This is a genomic window from Deinococcus alpinitundrae (assembly GCF_009982895.1).
GTDB lineage: Bacteria > Deinococcota > Deinococci > Deinococcales > Deinococcaceae > Deinococcus > Deinococcus alpinitundrae.
Map to the genome: position 1 here is coordinate 50,614 of NZ_WXZL01000004.1, position 14,787 is coordinate 65,400.

The window sequence follows — 14,787 nt, forward strand, 5'->3', positions numbered from 1 at the left end:
GCACCGCGCCGGACCGCCGCAATGAGGAGTCAGGACAGCTTCAGGTGCCCCTTACGGCACGTTGCCCGCGAAGTCGGGGTTGTCGCGGGTCAGGGCGGCCACGGCGGGCCGGGCGGCAGGTTGCAAGTCAAAGTGGCTGCCGCTGAAGGTGTACGTCAGACGGTAGGTCCGACTGGGCGCGGCACTCAGCTTGCCCGCGCATGGACCCTCCGACTTCGCGCCGCCCTGGGCGCGGGTAAAGGTGGCCGACTCGATACGAACGTCCAGACCGGCAACGCCTCCTGACTCAGGCAGTAGCTTCCAGTCCACGATGTGCTGAATGCTGCCGCTGGGGGAGCAGGCTTCGGCAGTGTCGGAGGTGCTGAAGAAGTTCTGGACCAGCACGTCCGACCTCGTCAGGTCGAGCAGCATCAGATTCTCGACCACCGTGCCCATGCCGCCGTAGTTGCCCTGGCACAGCAGCAGGTCGCGGCCACCTGCGGCAGGTACTTTCGAGCACTGGTCAGTGCGAAAACCCTGCACATATCGGATCAGCTTCCAGCTCGTCAGGCCCTGCCAGCGCAGCAGCAGACTGCCGCCGAAGTTGTTGGCATGTGGTTCGCAACCATCCATATCGACCAGGGCGTCGGTGAACTTGGGACCCGCGAAGTGGCCATAGTTGACAGCGGTGGGGGTCAGCCGCTCTTCCGGGTTGTCGTGAAATGAGGTGAGCACCGGGCAGGGCGTGCAGGCTCCGGTCGCGGCCCCGCTGGCGCAGACCGGGGCCAGCAGCTCACGGGCCACTTTGGAGGTTATCTTCTGGCTGGCCGCACCCGCCGGGGCCGCCTGGGCACCCAGGGCAACCAGTCCCAGCAGCGCGACCTGAAGGCCCAGTCCTGGCGGGAATAACCTCATTTGTAGTCAGGCCAGCCCGCCACCTTGAAGGTCACGTCGTTCCACTTGGGATGCATGCCCTCGTCTTCCTGCAAGCTGGTGAGTTTGGACTTGGCGCAGGCCTGGTACTTGAGCAGCTGCGCACGCTTTTCAGGCGTCTTGAAGTCGCGGGTCACCAGCAGACTCTGCACGCTGAAAGTGTCGACCGCCGCGCCGAAATCCGGGTAGATCAGCTTGGCCTTCTGGTAAAACCCGCTGACCTTGTCGGGGTTGAGGTCTAGCGGCAATAAGTTGTACTGCTGCGGACTGAGTGCCTTGACCCAGTCGGCGGGCTGGCCCACCACCGCCAGCACCGCGTCCACCTGTCCGCTGGCGAGGGCGGCCAGCGCCGCGTCGCGGGTGGGAAAGGCAGCGACCTCGAAGTTCACGCCCGACTTGGCGCGCAGTACGCTGGCCGTGACCACGCTGCCGCCCCAGGCCCCCACCTTCTTCCTGGCGAGTTCGCTGAATTTGGTGACGCCGCTGAGACGCCCCAGAAATCCCTTGGTGGGCTTCTTGGCGATCAGATGCACTTCTTCCTGGTGCAGCGGCAGCAGGGTGCGAATCTCCTTGGCGCGCGGGTCGCCGTCGATCTGGTCGCGGGCCTTGAGCACGTCAAGCTGTACGAAGGCCAGGGACACCTGATTGCTCAGCAGCAAGTCCACGTTCTCCACGCTGCCGGACGTCTGACGCTCGCGCAGCCACGAGGCCGAAGTGCAGATGTCACCGAGATTCTTGTACATGGTGGCGTAGGTGCCGCCCTTGCTGCCGGTGGCGACGTTCAGCACGCTGATGGCCTGGGCCAGCGCCGGGCTGCCCAGACTCAGCAGCAATGCGCCGCTCAGGGCCAGGTGGGTCATGGTGGGGCGCTTCATTTCAGACCTCCGTAGGGATCGTCGGTGGTGCCGGAGCCGGATGAGCCGGAGGAACCCGAAGTGGACGAGCCGGACGACCCCAGGTTGCCGAGCATGCCGGTCTGGTCGAGGTACACCAGCCCCGCGCACAGCAGCAGGATGCCCAGCAGTACGCCGATCAAGAGGCGGGGGCGTTTCACGGCTTGTCCGTCCTGACGCTGACCGGCTCTGCCCTACCGGACCCACCACCGAGGCTGGCCGATAAATCTGGCAGTGGCCTGCCTCCATTCCGGCGCTGCTGGTTGGTCGCCTGGGTCAGCAGGGCGGCGTCAAGCAGCTCGGCGGTGCGCCCGGAGCGGCGAGTGATTTCCGACAGAGCCGCCTCGGTGGTGTGCTGCTCCGTAACACTGAGACGGGCCACCTGCAAGGCTCCGGCCACATTGCCGCGTGCCTCGGCCAGCCGCATGTCGATGCGGGCCTTCTTGATGACCAGATCGAACTCGCGCAGATCGTCCTGCATGGTCGCGTAGTAGCTCTGGGCCTGGGCGAAGGCGGCGTTACTGGCTTCCAGCTCCTGCTGCCAGTTCTCGATGTCGGCTTCCGGCAACTGGCCCCGGCTCTCGTCAATGACCCGCTTGAAATCCTGCAGGTAGCCGCGCGCGTTGGCGAGTTGCTGACCCTTCTGGGCGATCAGCTGTTCCATGTCGCCGCGCTTGGCGATCAGTGTTTCGATGGGCAGGGCGCGGGCCACCGTTTCCTCGACCTTGGTGCGGGTGGCCCGCAGGCCCAGCAAGATGGCGGGCCACAGCACCACGAAGGCCACGACGGCGATGATGAAGGCCGCGATGGTCACGGTGGTGAGCGCCACGTTGAACACGGCGATGGCCGCGCCCGCAATGGCCGCCAGCACCAGCACCCCGAGAATGGTCGTGACGATGATGCTCGGTCCTGATCTGGTGGTCTGGACGGTCTGCGTACCGGGTTTCTCGATCATGGATGTGCCCTCCGAACGTTAAGTCGCGACTCTGGGTGTGCAGCTGCTTTGATGCAGAATACGCGGCCCGACTCCCGAACGTTTCGACCCGCAGGTGCCCGAACGAAAAAGCGCCCACCCACTGGGGGCGAGCGCGCGGCAACGGCAGAAGCGTCAGCCGTTGAGGTACTGCGAATAGCTCTTGCGGAACTTGACCACCTTGGGCGTGATCACGGCCGCGCAGTACGGCTGATTGGGGTTGTTGGCGAAGTAATGCTTGTGGTAGTCCTCGGCCACGTAAAACGGGCTGGCCGGTTCCAGCGTGGTCACGATGCCTCTGTCGTAGATGTGCTGGGCCGAGAGGTCGCCAATGAATGCCTCCACCTCGGCCTTCTCCGCTTCCGACTGGTAGAACACGGCGGAGCGGTACTGGGTGCCCACGTCGTGGCCCTGGCGGTTGAGCTGAGTGGGGTCGTGGGTGGCGAAGAAGATGCCCAGCACGTCTTTGTAGGAAATGACGCTGGGGTCGAAACTCAGGCGCACCGCCTCGGCGTGGCCGGTTCTGCCGGTGCAGACCTGATCGTAGCTGGGGTTGGCGACCGCACCGCCGATGTAGCCACTCTCGACCTTGTGAACGCCCTTGACGTTCTCGAATACAGCCTCGATACACCAGAAGCAGCCGCTGGCGAGAATCGCGGTTTGAAGTTTGGGTGAATCCGTCATGGTCACAGTCTGCCGCGCCGCGCCGGACGACAAGGCAGGAGTCGGCACCTTTGAAGCTTGAGGAAACTTTGGTCAATCTGGCTGGGTGGGTGATCCCAGTGAACAGACTCAGTGAATCAGCAGCCGCGCCGAAACCAGCAGCACGATCAAAGCGTAAATGACCTTGATGAAGGCCGAGCCGCGCAGCATCGCCATGCGCGCGCCCACATACGCGCCCAGCGCATTGGCCGCGCCCATCGGCAATCCGATCCAGAAGACCATCTTGCCGCCCAGCAAAAAGAAGATGAACGCGCCCACGTTGGTGGCGAAGTTGATGGCCTTGGCGTTGCCTGACGACCGCACCAGATTGAAGCCCGCCAGGGTAAACAGGAACATCAGGAACGTGCCGGTGCCGGGGCCGATGAAGCCGTCGTAGAGGCCGACGATCAGCGTGCCGGGCAAGGTCAGGGCCAGCATCCTGCCGCTCAGACCGGGATAGCGGTCTTCCAGACCGAACTTCTTGTTGACGATGACCAGCACGCCCACGCCCAGAATGACCACCGCCACCAGATTCTTGAACACATTGGGATCGACGAAATGCACCAGATACGCGCCCAGGGCGCTGCCGATCAGGGCCAGCGGAATGAGCCGCGCCATCAGCAGCCACTCGATATGCCCGGCCCGTCCGTACTGCATAGTGGCGCTGCCGGAGCCGAAAATCGCCAGCAACTTGTTGGTCGCCACCGCCTGCGCAGGTGACAGGCCCATGAAAAATAGTGTGGGCAGCGTGATGGTGCCGCCGCCACCCGCCACCGCGTCGATAAAGCCCGCCAGGAAGGCCAGCGGTAGGCCGTAGAGAAGAACCGTCCACTCGGGCATCGCAGCAGAGTATAGGGACACAGCCTGCGGCGGGGCCAAGCCGGGGCACCTGCCGACTGCGCCGGGCAGTGTATGCAGGGACAGCATTGAGCATGCAGGGGCATCTTCCTCTCACGCCGGGCCGCGACACTGGGCCATGAACCGATTGCGCCGGAGCCTGCTGCTGGGTGTGGGAACGCTGAGCACCCTGGGATTCGCCGCGCCCTACCAGGCCAGCAGCGGCCAGGCGATTTTCGATTACCGGGTCGTTCTTTTGCCGGTGGAGGGCAAGACAGCCCAGGTCAGCGCAGCGCTCGACTTCAACCCCGACGACCTCGCCAGCGTCAGCGGGACGGTCAGGGTCAACGTGGCCTCGCTCAAGACCGGCAACAGCCTGCGCGACGATCACATGGCCGGGGCGCTGGGCGCGGCCCAGTTCAAGGACGCCGTATTCACGCTCTCAGGAGTGCAGGGGCTGGGGCGTTTGCCCGAGGGCCAAGCGGTGAGCACCACCGTCAACGGACAGCTGAGTCTCAAGGGGGTCAGCAAGCCGCTGAGCGCGCCGGTCAAGCTGATGCGCCAGGGCAGCAGCGTGGCGGTGGCAACCCAGTTCAAGTTCAACCCGCACGACTTCGGCGTCAATTATCCCGGCGGCGCGAGCAGCATCGCAGTGAATGTCAGTTTCAAGGTGCAAACACCTTGAGTAAGGGGGGGCGGCCAGCCGTCAGGGTGCTGTCAGAGGTAACCAGCTAGGCTTCCCCCACGCCAACCTCCGGTCGCGTCAGGCCCCCGCCCCGCCTGTGAAAGAGGGCGTTTTTTCTTGCTCGCTTCCAAAATGCACAGGCCACCACCCACGACCCTTGCTCACCGGCTGGCGATCTTGATGCGCCGCTCGAGCTGATCAGTAAACAGGGTCATGACGGTAGTCAGGGCCAGGTACACGGCGGCCACAGCGCTCAGCACCGGAATCGGCTGAAAGGTCTCGCTGCTGACCCGCTGCCCAGCCAGCGTCAGTTCGACCAGCGCGATGGCCGAGGCCAGCGAGGAGTCCTTGAGCAGCGCCACTAGGTTATTGACCAGCGGGGGCACGACCACCCGCAGCGCCTGCGGCAAGATGATGCTGGTCATGGTCTGCGCGCCGCTGAGGCCCAGGCTGCGCGACGCCTCGCTCTGGCCCCTGGGAATCGCCTGAATGCCCGCCCGGATCACCTCGGCGTTGTAGGCCCCCACATTGAGCGAGAGCGCCACCACGGCCGACCAGAACTCGTTGAGCTGCACGTTGATCCCGATCTTTTGCAGCAGCGGCGGCAGGGCGTTGTAGACGAACAGAATCTGGACCAGCAGCGGCGTGCCGCGCACCAGCCAGATGAAGATGCCCGCCGGAGCGCGGACCAGGGCACTGCCACTCGTACGCATCAGGCCTGCCAGCAGCCCCACCGCCAGCCCGATTAAGCCCGAGACCACCGTCAACAGCAGGGTGATGCGCGCGCCGTCCACGAACAGACTGGCCCGTGAGCCGATCGGTTCGGGCATGACGCGCAGCACCACGCTGATCAGCAAGAACAGCAGGTAAAAGGCGACGCCCGCACCGAGCAGCCACAGCAGCAGCGTCCAGCCGCCCAGCGGCCTCGCTCTCGGCACGGCGGGTTGGGGAGCCGGAGCGCTCAAGGCCGCCTCCAGCCGCTCGAATCCAATCTGGTCTGGTCCTGACGCCCGCAGTCGTTGTGCATTCGGGCTACTATCTCACAATTTGGTGCGTGCCATGAACGATGCCCGCCGTCCTGAAGCAGGCGGCGGGCATCGCAACAGGCCGGGAACTTCAGTTCAGCGGCAGCGGATGTCCTGGCTGAAGTACTGGTTACTCAGCTTGGCGTAGCTGCCATTGTTCTCGAGCTTGGCGAGGCTGGCATTGAGTTCCTTGAGCAAGCTCTCGTTGCCCTTCTTGACAGCCATGGCGATTTTTTCCTGAAACAGCAGGTCGCCCTGCACCAGCTTGCCCGGCATCGACTTGATGGCGTCCAGACCCAGGAACTTGTCGCTGACCCAGGCGTCGGCGCGGCCCGCCATCAGTGCGGCCTCGGCGTCGGTGTCTTTGGGGAAGGTCTTGACATCCTTGACGCCCTTGACCTTCTTGACATTGTCGAGGTAGGTGGTGCCGACCTGCACCGCCACCGTCTTGCCCATCAGATCGGCCGCCGTCTTGGGGCCGCCGGGCTTGCTGACAATCGCTCCGCCGGTGCAGTAGTGCGGGTCGGAGAAGTCCACGGCCTTGGCGCGCTCAGGAGTGATGCCGTGCGAGGCGATCACAAAGTCGTAGCGGTCCTGGCCCAGCCCGATCAGCAGGTTGTCGAACGGCTGGGTGATCCACTCGACCTTGACACCGAGCTGCTTGGCGACGGCCGTGCCCAGATCGACCTCGAAGCCGGTCAGCTTCTTGCCCTCGAAGTAGTTGAACGGCTTGAACGCGCCCTCGGTGGCGATCTTGATGGTGCCTGCCGCCTTGATCTGGTCCCAGGTGCGCGCCTGGGCGGCGGAGGCAAGAAGCGTCAGGGCGGTCAGGGCGAGGATGGTTCGGTTCATAGTGGGCCTCCTGAACAAGACCCCAGCGGCTCGGCGGCGCGCCGGGTCAGACGTGGGAATGACGGCAATTTAGCGCATGGCGGTGAGGCGCGGGCACACCTGGGCGTCAGCGCTGCGTCAGGTGGAGGCCAGGGCAGGGGCCACGGCCGCAGCAGACCACAAAAAAGCCGACCCCGATGAAGGGGCCAGCTCTTCGGCACTCAACAGCTGTCAGGACTCAGTCGTCCGACGCGACAACGACGGTTGACTTGGCCATGTTGACCTGGTTCCCGGCGCGGCCCGCAACACCCTCGTTGCTGTCGGCCTGACCACGGGTGCCCATCGGCGTGCCCCGGTCAATCGCCAGTTCGGTGGCGGTATCGAAGGCGTGCAGGCGGGCGTTGTCCACCAGGATGTCCACCACATCGCCGGGCTTGATGTGGGCGTGTCCCTCGACCTTGGCGACCATCGTCTGGCCGTTGATCTCGAGCATGAAGTCGGTCTGCGCGCCCAGCGGCTCGACGACCAGCACCTTGCCCTGCAAGAAATTCTCGCCCTCGGGGATGTTGCTCATGCCGCGCACGCCGATGTGCTCGGGGCGAATGCCCATGAACACTTCCTTGCCCTCGTAGGCCTTGAGGCTGCTCGCCAGCGGGCCGCGCGGAGCCACCTTGGAGTTACCCACCACAAACTGGCCGCCCTGCACACGGGCCGTCAGGAAGTTCATCGAGGGGCTGCCGATAAAGCCCGCCACGAACTTGTTCTGGGGGTAGTCGTAGAGGTTGAGCGGCGTGTCGACCTGCTGCATCACGCCGTCTTTCATAACCACGATGCGGTTGCCGAGCGTCATGGCCTCGACCTGATCGTGCGTCACGTAGATGATGGTGGTGCCCAGGCGCTGGTGAATCTGCGAAATCTGCGAGCGCACTTCCACGCGCAGCTTGGCGTCGAGGTTGGAGAGCGGCTCGTCCATCAGGAAGACTTTCGGCTCGCGCACGATGGCGCGTCCCATCGCCACGCGCTGACGCTGACCGCCGGAGAGCTCCTTGGGCTTGCGGCCCAGCAGGTGCTCGATCTGCAGGATCTTGGCCGCGTCGCGCACGCGCTTGTCGATTTCTTCTTTGGGGGTCTTGCGCAGTTTCAGGCCGAAGGCCATGTTCTCGTAGACGTTCATGTGCGGGTAGAGCGCGTAGTTTTGAAACACCATGGCGATGTCGCGGTCTTTGGGCGGCACGTCATTGACCACCCGGTCGCCGATCTTCAAGACGCCGTCCGAGATGTCTTCCAGGCCCGCGATCATGCGCAGGGTGGTGGACTTGCCGCAGCCCGACGGCCCGACGAAGACCATGAACTCGCCGTCCGTGACGTGAAGGTTGAAGTCCGCCACCGCGATGTTCTTGGCGGTGTAGCGCTTGTAAACGTGTTCCAGAACGACTTCTGCCATGATTGCGCCTACCTTTCGCCCCGTCTCTTCGCCGTGAGCGTCCTCAGCGAATTGGGGTACATGAAGAGAATGCCTATTGCTTCTGCTTGGGCCAGCCGGACCTTGCGAGTATACGGCGGGGTCAAGCGTTGTGACAAGGGTGTGACAGACGACTTCGGGTTGCCGGACCTGTCCAAGGCAACGCCCCGACCCTGTTTGGGGGGTCGGGGCGCGTGGCCTGCCGAAGCAGTCGGGCGCTGGTCTCAGCCCGCCTGCATCCGGAAGATGAACTTGCTGACCTCGGCCTTGAGGGTATCGACCATCTCGTTGAACATGTTGGTGGCCTCGAACTTGTACTCGGTAAAGGGATCGCGCTGGCCGTAGCCGCGCAGGCCGATGCCCTGCCTGAGCACGTCCATGCCGTGTAGGTGCTCTTTCCAGTGCTGATCGACGACTTGCAGCAGCACGTAGCGCGAGAGCTGGTTGAGCGTGCCCGCACCCATCTCGGCCTTGCGGGCGTCGAAGGCGTCGGCGGTGGCTTCCAGCAAAGCGCGGTGGGCCTCTTCGGGTGGGCGCTGCTGCATGCTGGCAAAGTCGAAGCCCTCGAGCTGCGGAATGGCGTCGAGCAGGGCAGCCTGGAGGCCTTCCACATCCCAGTCATCGTGGTCGGATTCCAGCGGCGCGAACTCGGCCAGCTTCATTTCCACGAAGTCGGCGATCATGCCCTCGACGCTTTCCTCGACGTCCTCGTCCGGCCCCAGCAGCACTTCGCGGCGTTGCGAGTACACCGTCTCGCGCTGCTTACTCATCACGTTGTCGAATTCGAGCAGCTGCTTACGGGTGCTGAAGTTGCGGTCCTCGACCCGGGCCTGGGCCTTCTCGATGGCCCCAGTGACCATCTTGGCTTCAATCGGCTGGGTATCGTCCATGCCCAGGCGGTCCATCATGCCGACCACCCGGTCGTTGGCGAACAGCCGCATCAGTTCGTCCTCGAACGACACGAAGAAGCGGCTGGACCCGGGGTCACCCTGCCGCCCGGCACGCCCGCGCAACTGGTTGTCGATGCGGCGCGATTCGTGGCGCTCGGTGCCGATGATGTGCAGGCCGCCGAGCTGCTGCACCTTGGCGTGATCGGCCTCGATGTCGTCCTGAAGTTGCTGGGCCTGCTGCACGAAGGCGTCGGTCACGCCGGGAATGGCCCGGCCGAGCTCGAGCACCTGCGGGTCCTTGCGGACCACTGCCGTGATGAAGTTCTCGGCTTCCGGTGCGAAACGGCTCACCCCGAAGTTCTGCTCGAGCGCCTCGCCCAGCAGGAATTCGGCGTTGCCGCCCAGCTTGATGTCGGTGCCGCGCCCGGCCATGTTGGTGGCGATGGTGACCTGCTTGCTGCGCCCGGCCTGCGCCACGATGCTGGCTTCCTGCGCTTCGTATTTGGCATTGAGGACGTTGTGCGGAATCCCGGCTTCCGTGAGCATCCGGGACAGCAGTTCGGAGGTGTCGATGCTCACGGTGCCGATCAAAATGGGGCGCTCGGTCTGGTACAGCTCCTTGACCTCGTTGACCACGTTGACGAACTTGCCGTGCCGGGTGCGGTAGATCAGGTCGTCCGCATCGGTGCGGATAACCGGGCGGTTGGTCGGCACCACCAGCACGTCGGAGCCGTAGATGTCGAGAAATTCCTTTTCCTCGGTCTTGGCGGTGCCGGTCATACCCGCGAACTTGGTGTAGAGCCGGAAGAAGTTCTGGTAGGTGATGGTCGCCAGCGTCTGGTTCTCGTTTTCGATCTTGACGTTTTCCTTGGCCTCGATCGCCTGGTGCAGCCCCTCGCCGTAGCGGCGGCCCGCCATGCTGCGCCCGGTGAACTCGTCGATGATCACCACCTCACCCTCGGCGTTGACGATGTAGTCGGTGTCTTTCTGGTACATGTCCTTGGCCCGCAGCGCCTGGGTGATCATGTGAGCTTTGTCCATCTGCTCGGGGCTGTAGAGGTCATCGATCGACAGCAAGCGCTCCAGCTTGGAGATGCCGCCCTCGGTGAGGTGTACGCCCTTGCTCTTCTCGTCCACGGTGTAGTCGCCGGTCGGCTCAGTGCGCTTGCCGGGCTCGGCGGGTTCGCCCTTGACCAGGCGCTTGACCAGTTTGGCCATCACGTAGTACTGGTCGGTGGCCTTCTCGGCGGCTCCCGAGATGATCAGCGGGGTGCGCGCCTCGTCCACCAGAATGCTGTCGACCTCGTCGACGATGGCGTAGTGCAGCGGCGTGTCGGCGCGCAAGACCAGTTGCTCGCGGCTCTGCGACATGTTGTCGCGCAGGTAATCGAAGCCCAGTTCCGAGTTGGTGACGTAGGTGATGTCGCAGGCGTAGGCGGCCTGGCGTTGGGTAGGCGTCATGTCGCGCTGAATGACCCCCACGGTCAGGCCCAGGGCGCGGTACAGCAGGGCCATTTCCTCAGCCCCGACCCGCACCAGGTAATCGTTCACGGTGACCAGGTGCGCGCCCTTGCCGTCCAGAGCGTTGAAGGCCAGCGCCAGGGTCGCCACCAGGGTCTTGCCCTCGCCGGTGCGCATCTCGGCAATGCGGCCCTGGTGCAGCGCCGCGCCGCCGATAAGCTGCACGTCGTAGTGGCGCTTGCCGATGGCGCGGCGGCTGGCCTCGCGGATCAGGGCGAAGGCGGGCACCAGCACGTCGTCGAGGCTCTCGCCGCCCTCGATGACGCGGGTTCTGAGGGCCATGAAGGCCTCGGCCAGATTCTCGATCTTCTGGGTTTCTTCCTCCAGCGCATTGACCGGCTGCACCACCGTCTTGATGAGCCGCGCCACATCGCGCTGGTTGTTATCGAACATTTTGTTGAGGACACGAAACATGACCTCAGAGTATAGCCTGACGGCGCGGCGCGAGTGAAACGGATATTAGCGGCATGGGTATAGGCGATCTGAGCGCCTCAGACTCAAGAGACCTGGGCAGGGTCAGACGTTCGCCAGCGGTGCATACGCCGCCGCCCCGTCGTCCAGCCCACCCGGCTCTCTTCCCGATCTGATGGCCGCCGCACCCGCCAGCGCGATCATGGCCCCGTTGTCGGTGTTGAGGCCCTGGCCTGGAAAGACAGCCCGCAGACCGGACGCGCCGAAGGCTTCACGCAGCGCTCGGTTGGCCGCCACCCCCCCCGACACCACCACCGTCCGGCGGTCCAGATCGTGGGCCGCCCGCAGGGTCACTTTCAGTAGGTGCTTGACCGCTACCGCCTGAAAACTGGCCGCCAGGTCTTCCCCACTGGCCCCGGCCCGGTGCGCCAGCAGGGCCGCCGTCTTGAGGCCGCTGAACGAAAAGTCGTAGCTGCTCTGGCCGGTCATCGGCTCCTTGAAGGTGACGCCCCTGGGGTTGCCGCGCTGAGCCGCCTCGGCGATGGCCGGGCCGCCGGGATAGCCCAGGTCCGCCAGCCGGGCGATCTTGTCGAACGCCTCGCCCGCCGCGTCGTCGCGGGTCGCCCCGATCAAGCGGTACTCGCCCACCTGGGCCACGTCGAACAGATGGGTGTGGCCACCCGACACCACCAGCGCCAGATACGGCGCTTGCAACTCGGCCTCACTGGCCGCCGCGAAGATGTGACCCTCCAGGTGATGCGCGGCGTAGAACGGCACGCCGAGCCCCTGCGCCAGGCCCTTGCCGTACATCAGCCCCACCAGCAGCGCTCCCACCAGACCGGGGCCGGAAGTGGCCGTCACCGCGCCGAGATCAGCCACTTTGACACCCGCTTCCTTCAGGGCGTCTTCCATCACCGCGTCGATACGCTCCACGTGTTCGCGGCTGGCGAGTTCCGGCATCACCCCGCCGTAGGACGCGTGAACCGTCTGGCTCCAGATGCGGTTGGCCCGCACCTCCACCCGCCCGCCGGGGTACAGCGCCACCACGCCCACGCCAGTATCGTCGCAGGAGGTGTCGATGCCCAGAATGAGCAGGGGGTCGTTCAGCGGCTGGGGCGTCATGGACGGCAATCTAGCAGAGGTGCCCGCGCACCATGCTGCTCAGAAACCTTGTTGTTAAAGAGCCATGTTGCTCAGGAACCTTGTTGCCAAACAAACGGGGCCGCACCCTGAACACTGGTACGGCCCCGTTTGTTTATCTGACTCTTTTTGTGGCGGAGAGGGTGGGATTCGAACCCACGGTACAGTTGCCCATACTTCAGTTTTCGAGACTGACCCATTCAACCGCTCTGGCACCTCTCCAGCGCCATCTGAAACCCACTTTGCCCAGACGTGAGCGAGGCGAAGTGTAGCACGCGCCCACAGCGCCTTCAAGAGTCAGCTCCAGCGGCACTGCCCACCTGCTGCTCCCCCATTCATCGGGGTCAAAGTCGGCGGCGCTACAGTACACGGATGCTCCGCTTCCTTTCGCTGCTGGCCCGCTTCGCTGATTCTCAGCGGCGGCCATGACGACGCCCGAAACTGCCGACACGCCCGCTTCTGAGGCCACCCTACCGCCCGCCCCAGTGCCGCGCTCGGCCACCCGCAACACCTTAATTGTGATGGCCGGGACACTCGGCTCGCGCTTATCGGGGGTGGTGAGGCAGCAGCTCATCAACGGCTTTGGCAACGAACTGCTCGACGCCTTCACCATCGCCTCGCGGGTGCCCAATCTGTTTCGTGAGCTGCTGGCCGAGGGCGCACTGGTCAACTCGTTCATCCCGGTCTACAAATCGCTCTCTTCCGGCGAGAAGAGTCAGCTGGCCCGCGCTTTCTCTGGCGCCCTCATCGGCATCAACCTGATTCTGATGGTGCTGGGCATTCTGGCCGCGCCCTGGATCGTCAGCTTGCTGGTCGCCAGCAACGCCAACGTGGACACCGGACTGGCCGTTTACATGACCCGCCTGGTGATGCCGTTCCTGACCCTGATCAGCCTGGCCTCGATCGCCATGGGCCTTCTCAACGCCGACGAGCATTTCCGCGAGTCGAGCTTCGCGCCGATTGCCTTCAATGCCGTATCCATCGTCATCTTGCTGATCGCCACGGTGCTGTTTCCGCACTCGGCGACCTGGCTGGCGCTCAGCTGGCTGCTGGGCGGACTGGCGCAACTGCTCATTCAGCTTCCGGCGCTGCAACGCTACGGCCTGCTGCCCACCCCGCAGCTGATGACCCACCCGGCGCTGGGGCGGGTGCTGGTGCAGATGGCTCCCTTTACCCTGACCACCGGGGCGCGCCAGATTCTCAACATCTATGTGCAGCGGCTGCTGACCAACGCGGCCCACTTTCCGCCGGGCACCGCCTTCGCCTACAGCAACGCCGAGACGCTGTTCACGATGGTCAACGGGCTGTTCGTGGTGAGTCCGGCGCTGGCCCTCTTTCCGCGCTTCTCGCAGCTGGCCGCCGATGCCGACTGGAGCGCCTTCAAGGAACTGACCTACAGCACCCTCAGAACCGTGACCTTTCTGGCGGCCCCAGCAAGCGCCCTGCTGGTGGCGCTGGCGGGCTACGCCATCGGCATTTTCGACTTGCGCGGCAACATGCCGCTCGACCGCTTCACCTCCGGCACCCTGATCCTGACCGGGTGGGCTGTGGCCCTGGTCCCCTGGGCCATCAACACCGTGCTGCTGCGCACTTTCTATGCCCGGCAGCGCACCCGCGAGGCGGTGGTGGTCAGCGCGGTGGGATTCCTGCTGGAAGTGCTGCTCTACAACCTCGTGGTCCCCAGATGGGGATTGATCGGCTTCGGCATCTCCACGACCATCTCGGGCCTGGGGGTCGGCGTGGCGCTGATCTATCTCTACGGACGGCAGCTCAGCTTCTCGGTGCCGCCGCTGGCCACCTACCTCGCCCGTGTGGTGGGGCTGGCCGTCATCGCCGGGCTGATCGCCAGACTGGTGTCGCTGCCGTTTCCCGCGCCCGGCCCCGGACAGTTGCCGCTGAGCGTGCTGGTGCTGGCGCTGGCGGGCAGCGCAGGGCTGGCAAGTTACCTGGGACTGGCGGCCGCACTCAACGTGGGGCAGGCCAGGGACTTGATCGGCAGCGTCCGGCGGCGTATGGGGCGCTGAGGGCGCGGGCCGCTTCACTCAGCTGCACTCGGCAAGGGCCGACCTGCCACATCTGACTCAGGGTTGCCAACCCGAAACGTGCAACGGTACTCACCTGTAGGCTTTTGTGCATATTGAGCATCTGAGCAAGATCATGGTAGGCTCAACGCGACTGGTGTGGGCGACCCTGCCCCTGACGACCCGGCTCTGCCTCAGGAGAGAGATGCCCAAGAAGGAACGCAAGCGGCTGCAAGTGGTGATCAGCGAGGAGCAAGACGCGCTGCTGACCAAGACCGCCTATGAACTCTCCAGCCCCGAGCGCCTCATCTCGAAAAGCGAAGTGGTGCGCCTGGCCATCGAAAAGATCGCCAAGGAACTCGGCGACGGCGAGCAATTCGACGAGTACCGCGCCCTGCTCGACGCCGACGATCTGCGCGACGACTGATCGGCTGGGCTGAGTTGTTCAGCTGGGCAGGCAAGCTGACCCCTGCCGCCCGGCAAG

Annotated in this window: 14 protein-coding genes and 1 tRNA gene; 3 read left to right on the forward strand and 12 right to left on the reverse strand. The window is 64.7% G+C overall.

Going from position 1 to position 14,787, the window contains the following annotated elements; genetic code table 11:
• Positions 1–51 precede the first annotated feature (51 nt).
• The 6 genes from GUI70_RS04630 to GUI70_RS04655 all read right to left on the reverse strand — a co-directional run bounded on the left by GUI70_RS04630 (position 52) and on the right by GUI70_RS04655 (position 4,320).
• Complete coding sequence (locus GUI70_RS04630) at positions 52–894, reverse strand: hypothetical protein (RefSeq protein WP_161881141.1); 843 nt, start codon at positions 892–894, stop codon at positions 52–54.
• A complete protein-coding gene (locus GUI70_RS04635) occupies positions 891–1,787 on the reverse strand; it encodes a TAXI family TRAP transporter solute-binding subunit (protein ID WP_237724699.1) in 897 nt (298 codons plus the stop codon). Before GUI70_RS04635 ends, GUI70_RS04630 begins: the two co-directional genes overlap by 4 nt.
• Complete coding sequence (locus GUI70_RS04640) at positions 1,784–1,966, reverse strand: hypothetical protein (RefSeq protein WP_161881142.1); 183 nt, start codon at positions 1,964–1,966, stop codon at positions 1,784–1,786. The genes GUI70_RS04635 and GUI70_RS04640 overlap by 4 nt, the downstream gene beginning before the upstream one ends.
• Positions 1,963–2,760 carry a hypothetical protein gene (locus GUI70_RS04645; protein ID WP_202630403.1) on the reverse strand — a complete coding sequence of 266 codons (798 nt, stop codon included), beginning with the start codon at positions 2,758–2,760 and terminating at the stop codon, positions 1,963–1,965. Before GUI70_RS04645 ends, GUI70_RS04640 begins: the two co-directional genes overlap by 4 nt.
• A gap of 153 nt (positions 2,761–2,913) precedes the next feature.
• Positions 2,914–3,462 (reverse strand): peptide-methionine (S)-S-oxide reductase MsrA, encoded by a 549-nt coding sequence (gene msrA / locus GUI70_RS04650; protein WP_161881143.1) that lies wholly within the window; start codon positions 3,460–3,462, stop codon positions 2,914–2,916.
• A 108-nt stretch (positions 3,463–3,570) separates the two neighbouring features.
• Complete coding sequence (locus tag GUI70_RS04655) at positions 3,571–4,320, reverse strand: TSUP family transporter (protein ID WP_161881144.1); 750 nt, start codon at positions 4,318–4,320, stop codon at positions 3,571–3,573.
• A gap of 136 nt (positions 4,321–4,456) precedes the next feature.
• Here GUI70_RS04655 and GUI70_RS04660 point away from each other — a divergent pair, with 136 nt between their 5' ends.
• Entirely contained in the window at positions 4,457–5,002 is a 546-nt protein-coding gene (locus GUI70_RS04660; RefSeq protein ID WP_161881145.1) for a YceI family protein, read from the forward strand.
• Between the two features lie 161 nt (positions 5,003–5,163).
• On the opposite strand, the gene GUI70_RS04665 is transcribed toward GUI70_RS04660, so the two are convergent.
• From GUI70_RS04665 to GUI70_RS04690, 6 genes are all read right to left on the reverse strand, one after another.
• On the reverse strand, positions 5,164–5,967 hold the full coding sequence (locus GUI70_RS04665) for an amino acid ABC transporter permease (RefSeq protein WP_237724700.1): 804 nt from the start codon (positions 5,965–5,967) through the stop codon (positions 5,164–5,166).
• Positions 5,968–6,123: 156 nt separating this feature from the next.
• Positions 6,124–6,879, reverse strand: coding sequence for an ABC transporter substrate-binding protein (locus GUI70_RS04670; RefSeq protein ID WP_161881146.1), 756 nt, complete (start codon positions 6,877–6,879; stop codon positions 6,124–6,126).
• Positions 6,880–7,096: 217 nt separating this feature from the next.
• Positions 7,097–8,302 carry an ABC transporter ATP-binding protein gene (locus GUI70_RS04675; protein ID WP_161881147.1) on the reverse strand — a complete coding sequence of 402 codons (1,206 nt, stop codon included), beginning with the start codon at positions 8,300–8,302 and terminating at the stop codon, positions 7,097–7,099.
• A gap of 242 nt (positions 8,303–8,544) precedes the next feature.
• The gene (secA, locus tag GUI70_RS04680; RefSeq protein WP_161881148.1) at positions 8,545–11,145 is read right to left on the reverse strand and encodes a preprotein translocase subunit SecA; all 2,601 of its coding nucleotides are present in this window, start codon (positions 11,143–11,145) and stop codon (positions 8,545–8,547) included.
• 102 nt (positions 11,146–11,247) lie between these two features.
• Entirely contained in the window at positions 11,248–12,264 is a 1,017-nt protein-coding gene (gene tsaD, locus GUI70_RS04685; protein WP_161881149.1) for a tRNA (adenosine(37)-N6)-threonylcarbamoyltransferase complex transferase subunit TsaD, read from the reverse strand.
• A 150-nt stretch (positions 12,265–12,414) separates the two neighbouring features.
• A tRNA-Ser gene (locus tag GUI70_RS04690) sits at positions 12,415–12,504 on the reverse strand.
• Positions 12,505–12,707: 203 nt separating this feature from the next.
• Between GUI70_RS04690 and murJ the strand changes: the two genes are divergently transcribed.
• Together murJ and GUI70_RS04700 are read left to right on the forward strand one after the other, a co-directional pair.
• Positions 12,708–14,306, forward strand: coding sequence for a murein biosynthesis integral membrane protein MurJ (gene murJ, locus GUI70_RS04695; protein WP_161881150.1), 1,599 nt, complete (start codon positions 12,708–12,710; stop codon positions 14,304–14,306).
• 202 nt (positions 14,307–14,508) lie between these two features.
• Positions 14,509–14,730, forward strand: a complete 222-nt coding sequence (locus GUI70_RS04700; protein ID WP_161881151.1) for a transcriptional regulator — start codon at positions 14,509–14,511, stop codon at positions 14,728–14,730.
• Positions 14,731–14,787 lie beyond the last annotated feature (57 nt).

What these genes read in the sequence shown, in the direction of transcription:
- GUI70_RS04630 (WP_161881141.1), bottom strand. Translation starts at nt 894, where the DNA reads ATGAGGTTATTCCCGCCAGGACTGGGCCTTCAGGTCGCGCTGCTGGGA.
- GUI70_RS04635 (WP_237724699.1), bottom strand. Translation starts at nt 1,787, where the DNA reads ATGAAGCGCCCCACCATGACCCACCTGGCCCTGAGCGGCGCATTGCTG.
- GUI70_RS04645 (WP_202630403.1), bottom strand. Translation starts at nt 2,760, where the DNA reads ATGATCGAGAAACCCGGTACGCAGACCGTCCAGACCACCAGATCAGGA.
- msrA (WP_161881143.1), bottom strand. Translation starts at nt 3,462, where the DNA reads ATGACGGATTCACCCAAACTTCAAACCGCGATTCTCGCCAGCGGCTGC.
- GUI70_RS04655 (WP_161881144.1), bottom strand. Translation starts at nt 4,320, where the DNA reads ATGCCCGAGTGGACGGTTCTTCTCTACGGCCTACCGCTGGCCTTCCTG.
- GUI70_RS04660 (WP_161881145.1), top strand. Translation starts at nt 4,457, where the DNA reads ATGAACCGATTGCGCCGGAGCCTGCTGCTGGGTGTGGGAACGCTGAGC.
- GUI70_RS04670 (WP_161881146.1), bottom strand. Translation starts at nt 6,879, where the DNA reads ATGAACCGAACCATCCTCGCCCTGACCGCCCTGACGCTTCTTGCCTCC.
- GUI70_RS04675 (WP_161881147.1), bottom strand. Translation starts at nt 8,302, where the DNA reads ATGGCAGAAGTCGTTCTGGAACACGTTTACAAGCGCTACACCGCCAAG.
- secA (WP_161881148.1), bottom strand. Translation starts at nt 11,145, where the DNA reads ATGTTTCGTGTCCTCAACAAAATGTTCGATAACAACCAGCGCGATGTG.
- tsaD (WP_161881149.1), bottom strand. Translation starts at nt 12,264, where the DNA reads ATGACGCCCCAGCCGCTGAACGACCCCCTGCTCATTCTGGGCATCGAC.
- murJ (WP_161881150.1), top strand. Translation starts at nt 12,708, where the DNA reads ATGACGACGCCCGAAACTGCCGACACGCCCGCTTCTGAGGCCACCCTA.
- GUI70_RS04700 (WP_161881151.1), top strand. Translation starts at nt 14,509, where the DNA reads ATGCCCAAGAAGGAACGCAAGCGGCTGCAAGTGGTGATCAGCGAGGAG.